This window comes from Clostridium sp. BL-8 (assembly GCF_002006495.1).
Classification (GTDB): domain Bacteria; phylum Bacillota; class Clostridia; order Clostridiales; family Clostridiaceae; genus Clostridium.
In genome coordinates this window covers 1-5,075 of the sequence record NZ_LZZL01000166.1, presented here as the reverse complement: position 1 = coordinate 5,075, position 5,075 = coordinate 1, and the positions used below count along the sequence as shown (strand labels likewise).

Below are 5,075 nucleotides of genomic sequence, written 5' to 3'. Positions count from 1 at the left end.
CTTCTGGATATTCAGGATCTATTGGTAAATATGCTCCTCCAGCCTTTAAGATTCCTATTATTCCTATCAGCATTTCTAACGATCTATCTACCATTATCCCAACTATTGTTTCTGCTTTTACACCTTTTTCTCTTAAAATTCTTGCTAAAGAATTTGATTTTTCATTTAGCTCCTTATAAGTTAATTTCTTATCTTTATATACTCCAACTATATTACTTGGTGTTTTTTCTGCCTGTTCTTCAAATAATTTAGTTATAGTTGCGGCCTTATTATATGAAAAATTTGTATTGTTGAAATTCTCTAGTAAAATTTTTTCTTCTATTTTATCTATTAGTTTAATATCCTCTATGGAAATAGCTGCATTTTCTATAAGTTGATCTAATATATTTAAATAATGCTTTATCATAAATTTTATTGTTGCTTCTTTAAATAAATTTCTTGAATATTCTATACTCAAATTAATCTTGTCATTATTTTTTAGTATATTCATAGTTAAATCAACCTTTGAAATTTCCTCTTTCATTCCTACTGTTTTTTCTTTAACATCTTCAAGGTTAAAAGAATCTAAGTTTAGTTCATTCCAAACAAACATGAAATCAAAGAGCGGGTTTCTGCTTTGATCTTTTTTTATATCTAAATCACTTATTAATTGTTCAAATTTATAATTTGAATTTTCCATTGCCTCTATAAAAACTTCTTTAAATTTATCTAAATATGAATTATAACTATCTTTAAAACTTATTGAATCATATATTACAACTGTATTTACTAATCTTCCCGCTATGTTTTTTAAAGCCTGATTATTTCTTTCTATTATTGGTGTTCCAATTACAACATCTTCTTGATTGCCATATCTTGAAAGCATAATATTAAATATAGACATCATTACCATATATGGAGTCGTATTCATATTCTTTGAAATACGCTCAATCCCATCCACTAATCTTTTTGACAGATTTACATCAATAGAATTACCTTCGTAGTTTTGTGTAGCAGATCTCACATAGTCTGCTTGAAGCTCTAAATTCTGTATATTCTTCAGTCTATTTATCCAATACCTTTTTTGTTTTTCCAGCCTTTCATTTCTTCCTAAAAGATATACATTTCCATCTGACGTAAGCTTTCCTAATTCTCCAGTTTTATATAACTTATTATTTACTGAATCAAATGGATTATCTATAAAACATTTTTGTGGAAATTCAAAATTATTAACAGCTTCTTCAGTTGCGACTTGCATAGCTATGCACAATTCCCCTTCAACACCAATTGGCTGCAAACTATTATCTGGATCTACTATATAAACTTTTGCTCCAGACATATCGTGTCCTTCTTTTGGAATGCTTTTATTTTTTTCAATGAAATCACTAATACTATAATGCTTTATACCTTCTATACATTTTGTCTCACTAGGCTTAGTTAAAATTCTTTCTTTTTCGTAAGGACTTATCATTTCTATATCATTAATAGTTATATCAAAATTCTCCACTAATTGTACTAGCATATTATTAATGCAATTGCACATAATTTTAATTTCTTCTTCGCTAAATTCATTTGCTCTATATTGAAACTCTAACTCCAAACTCGACTCAAGAAACTCCCTCAAGATCAAATTTAAAGGAAGTGTTACTTGTTTAGATGTTATTTCTTCTACTTGTATCTCACTATTATTCATAGGATATCTAAAAGACTCATTATAATAGTTAAAAACAAATTTAAATAATCCATCAAATCCTTTTTGAGGTAATTTCAAATCATTTATCAATATATCATATGGATAACTTTGATGTTTGTAGCAGCTTCTTAACTGAACGTTTAGCTCTTTTATAAAATCTTTAAAATTAATTTCGTTATTAATTCTAAAGGTTACCGGCACTGTACTTACAAACATACCTATAGCTGCTCTCATTCTTTTACTAGCTCTATTATAAACAGGCATTCCTATTACTATATTTTTTTCTCCTGTTTTCTTGTAAAGATATAAGTATAATAGAGACATAAAAAATGTATTCCTTGTTATATTATTTTCATTTAGTAACTTATTTAATTTATCAGTTATTTCGGTTGGGATCTTATACTTGAAACTCTCTCCACTACAATCATATGTTTCTTTATATAGAAATTCTTCATTTAGATTTGAAAACTTCTCATTCCAAAATTCCTTATCTCTTAAAAATTTTTCTGATTGTAAATATTCATTTTCTGATTTAATATATTCTGAATATGGAACTGCAGCTGTATCTATTTCTCTTATTTTTAATAAATTATCATAAATTTCTGCTATCTGATTTGTTAAAATTGCAAACGAATATCCATCTGAAGTTATATGATGCATTTTTATAATATACCCGTTTGTTTTATCATCTAACTTGAATAGTACAAACTTGTATAAATAATTATCATATACAGAAACAGCTTCATCAAAAAACTGCTCACACCACTTATCAAATTTATTTTTATCCTTATCAAAATCAATAAATTCAATTTCATTACATTTACAATCAGCTAATTCTTGATATACTTGTCCATTTTCATTTTTAAACTTAAAATGAAAAATCTCATTTTTCCTTATAAATTCATCAATTGACTGTTTTAGCGCCTTAAAATCCACGTCTCCAGGCACATAACATATACCTCCAATGTTTGAAATTGATGAATTTTTGTATAAATCATCAGTATATAATATTCTTCTTTGTGCGTGTGTTAATTCATATTTCATATAATAATCTCCCCTTAAATTTAAAATCAATTGACTAATTTTCTTGCTTCCTAAAATCTACAAAATTTTAATTTATCGTCTATATATTACAAAATTTAACCGTATATCTTACAAAATTCAATGTTATCCACTTTAAATGTATATTTTTTTATATAAAAAGAACTTTTTTGACATTCAAACGTTTACAAACAGTGATTATGCCTAATAATTCTTTTAATGTATGAAATATGTACTTTTATATAAAAATATTGAATTTCTTGTTTTTTGCATGTATATTGGTACTATCCACATAAGGGAAGTTAAACTTGGTAACGTTAATAATTTTTTAGACCTAAAAACTCTCCTAAAGTAAAATACATATTTATATGCATTATCCAGGCCACAATGGAAAGAGACATATAAAAAAATAAAAATATATTAAAATACTATATTTAATCTCTCTTATTTATAGGATGTATACTATTTTTCCCACTTACAAATGCAATTGCATATTTCTAAGTTTATTAAGGAAATTATTTAGTTAATTATTAACAATAATTTCTTTTGATACTACTTTTATTTCCATACAAATTTTATGTGATGTAAATATTAGTTCTACATTATACATTTCATAAAACCTTGTAATTGGATTTTTAGTAGAATCTCTTCCTAATAAACATCTCATTTATATTAAATTATTCAAAATTACAATTTGATTTTTAACTATTAAATGAGGTGTTTCACATTTTTTTAATATTGATTTCAATATTTTTAATATAGTTATTACTATAGCTAATTAGCCCAATAATAGATATCTTTCTGTTATTGGGCTAATTAGCTTAGAAGCATGAAATATAATATAACTTGTATTGCTAGCTTAAATAATATTACAGATAAATAAAAGACATAATCATATAATAAATCTTATGATTATGTCTTTTATTAAATTTCTTATATTATTACAGCCACTTCACTTAATCAATATTACTAATAATTTTTTCTAAATGATTAATCATTGTTTCTACATTCGGACTTCTTAGCATAGAAATATGCTTCCCTGGCACCTCAATGATCTGACAATTTTTATTAGTGTATTTAGTCCAATTAGTATACTTCTCCCAATTAGATTTGCTTTGACTAGCTTTAAAAACTATTATTGGTATAGCTAATATACCTTCCACTAACTCAGCTTCATTGTACATTCTAATGTTATCAGTATGAACTTTAACATATAAATCTAAAAATGATTCATTTAAAAGTGCATTTAGCATCATATCATCCTTAGCTTTTTCTCTAAGATATTCTTTTACTTCTTCATAGGTCAAAGTCTTCATTTTTTCTAATTCTGTTTCTTCTATTTCTAAAAGTTCTTCCATCACTGATACAACTACCATTGCTTTCAATTTTTCATCACTCATTTTAAAATAAGCATTAGTATCTGGATTATTCTCTGGAAGAGAGTCAATAATTACCAATCCCTTAGGTAATATTCCTTGTTTCTCTAATTCTGAAGTGATTTTGAAAGCTAAATTACCACCAAAAGAATGACCTCCTATATAATCAATTCCTGGTCTAAATACACTTTTAACTGCACTTACATATTCTTCTACAAGTTTCTCATCATTGTTAGAATAATTGTCTTCTTTACCTGATAATCTTGGATCTTCTAAGGCATATATGTCACCAATATCTTTTGCACTATTAGCCATATCCATATATCCCATAATGGTTCCTCCTGCCGGCGGAAGCATTATTAAGTTACTTTTTAACTTACTATCGCTTGTTCTTAGCTTAGCTACAATTCTATTTTCACCATCTGCCATTTTATTGTTTTGCGTTTTTATATATTCAGCTATTTTGCTTGGGCTTTGACAAGAGAAAATAGTTTTTAAATCAACGCTAATTCCTTTTTTATTTAATTCATAAACTAATCTTATTGCAAGTATAGAAGTTCCTCCAAGTAATGTGAACTCATCATAAGTACCAATCTTTTTAATCCCAAGTAAATCTTTAAACATTTTTACTATTGTCTTTTCAAGCTCATTTCTAGGTGCAACATATTCTTTCTTATACGCACTTATATCTATCGGTGGAAGAGCTTTTCTATCTATCTTTCCATTTGGTGTTAATGGCAATTTTTCTATTTGTAATATATAGCCAGGCACCATATATGATGGTATTTCTTTTGAAAGTTCTTCTTTTATTGCTGCTATTTCCACTTTTTGTTCTGAAGTAACATACCCACAAAGATACTTCTCTCCATTTTCATCATTATTTGCTACTACTACCGCTTCTTTTATCTCTTTAATTTTTAAAAGCTGATTCTCTATTTCTCCAATTTCTATTCTAAAGCCTCTTATTTTTACCTGATTATCTATTC

The 5,075-nt window shown here is 26.5% G+C and carries 2 protein-coding genes; both read right to left on the bottom strand.

Features of this window, described 5'->3' with window-relative positions:
• Positions 1-2,716 (bottom strand): condensation domain-containing protein (locus CLOBL_RS26705; RefSeq protein WP_143323966.1); only part of this gene is annotated, 2,716 nt, incomplete at its 3' end.
• Between the two features lie 953 nt (positions 2,717-3,669).
• The coding region (locus CLOBL_RS26700) for a thioesterase domain-containing protein (protein ID WP_242953938.1) at positions 3,670-5,075 on the bottom strand (1,406 nt) is incomplete at its 5' end.